We start from the raw sequence: 1,661 nt of genomic DNA, 5'->3' as shown, positions 1-1,661 counted from the left end.
GCGCCGTAGGACACCAGGCCGGTCAGGACGTCGCCGATCGCCGTGCCGACCTTGCCGAATGCTTCCGTCATGCCGGAGGCCGCCTTGCCGGCGACGTCCCCGATCGCGGACCAGCGGTTCACCGTGTCGTCGAGGAGCTCGTTGTACGCCGCCTGCGCGGCGGTCACAGCCTGCTGCCCATCGGCGATCGCGACCTGCTGGGCGACCCAGTCAGCTCCATCTGTGCCGAGGAAGCCCTGCGTTTCCGCTTCCTGCGTGGCCTTCAGCACAGCCAGTGTGTGATTGCGCACCGCGTCGGTCGCGCTGACCAGGCGCAACTCCTCCTCCAGGACCGCGAGCTGGTCGCGGCCCTTGGCGAGATCCGCCTGCAGACGTCCCTTCGTTTCCGCGTCGGTCAGCCGGTCACGCGCCGCGCGCTGGTTATCAAGCGCCTGTTCGGCTGCCTGCGCGCCCGACAGATCCTTGACGCGATACGCCGCCTCGATCGCCGCCAGCAGCGGCAGGTCAGCGATCCGGTCGCGCAGCAGCTCGTTCGCCCGCTCGGCCGGCACGGTGCCGGCAGCGACCGCCGCGTTCACCTGTTCCTGCATCGCCGCCTGGTCCCGCATCGTCGCAGTCGACTTCGCGGCATCGGACACACGCTGCGCGATCGACAGGCGCACCTGACGCGCGACGGCGGCCTCGATGTCGCCGCGCTGCTTGATCGCCTGGCTCTCGGCCTTCACGCGCGCCTCGGCGATCAGCGCCTCGGCACCCGAGACGCCGTAGGCATCCGCCAGTGCGTACAGGTTGCGGATCTGCGCCTCGATCGCGGCAGCATCGCGCGCCAGCTGCTCGGCATGCTTGTCGGTCTTGGGCTTCTCCGGCGTGCGATCGGCCTTCAGCTCGTTTGCCTTCTTCGTCAGGCGATCCTGCGCGGCGTCGATCGTGTTCTTGCCGACCGCGTTGACGATTCCGTCGGTGCGGGCGACGAATTGTTCCACGCCCTGCGCATAGCCCTTGCCGAACACGGCGCCGAGCTTGGTGCCGGCGCCGCCGATCGCGGCCGACGCGGTGTCGAGCCCCATCGCCTTCAGCACGGGCGCCACGGCCCCGCCGATCGACGTCAGCCAGCTTGCGGCCCAGTCATAGACTTGGCGGAACATCTTGCCGACGCCGTTCGCCGCCCAGGTCGCGGCATCCACCACCGGCTGAAAGTATGCGGTGACCGCGGCAACCGCGCCCTTCACATAGCCGCTGACGACGGGCGCGATCTGGCCCCACAGTTCCACCACGACATTGTATGCGCCGGCGAACAGACCGTAGACCTGCGCGAAGAACGTCTGCAGCTGCTGGAGATCGTCCGGCGCATAGAAATAGTCGAGGATCCGCTTGCCGGACACTTCCTCGCCCAGACCATCCTTGATCGTCTTCATGACGCCGCGGACGATGTCGCCGGTCGTGACGCTGACGTCGCCGAGCTTCTTCATTTCCTTGTGGGTCAGACCCAGCCCGTTGGCGAACTCCTTCATGTTCGCGTTGTCGCCCAGCTGCTCCTTCCAGCGGTACATACCGACGGCGACGACCGACAGTGCGGCGACATACGGCGCGGCCACGAGTGCCAGGCCACCGACCTGCTTGGCAAAACCCTTCATCCCGCCCTCGGCCTGCTGCGCGACCTG

Annotated in this window: 1 protein-coding gene; it reads right to left on the bottom strand. The window is 68.0% G+C overall.

Annotation, left to right across the window (positions count from 1 at the left end):
- Positions 1-1,661 (bottom strand): coiled-coil domain-containing protein (locus tag ACFSGX_RS17700; RefSeq protein WP_380931634.1); only part of this gene is annotated, 1,661 nt, incomplete at both ends.

This window comes from Sphingomonas arantia (assembly GCF_042682045.1).
GTDB lineage: Bacteria > Pseudomonadota > Alphaproteobacteria > Sphingomonadales > Sphingomonadaceae > Sphingomonas_R > Sphingomonas_R arantia.
This window is presented reverse-complemented; position numbering and strand designations above follow the sequence as displayed.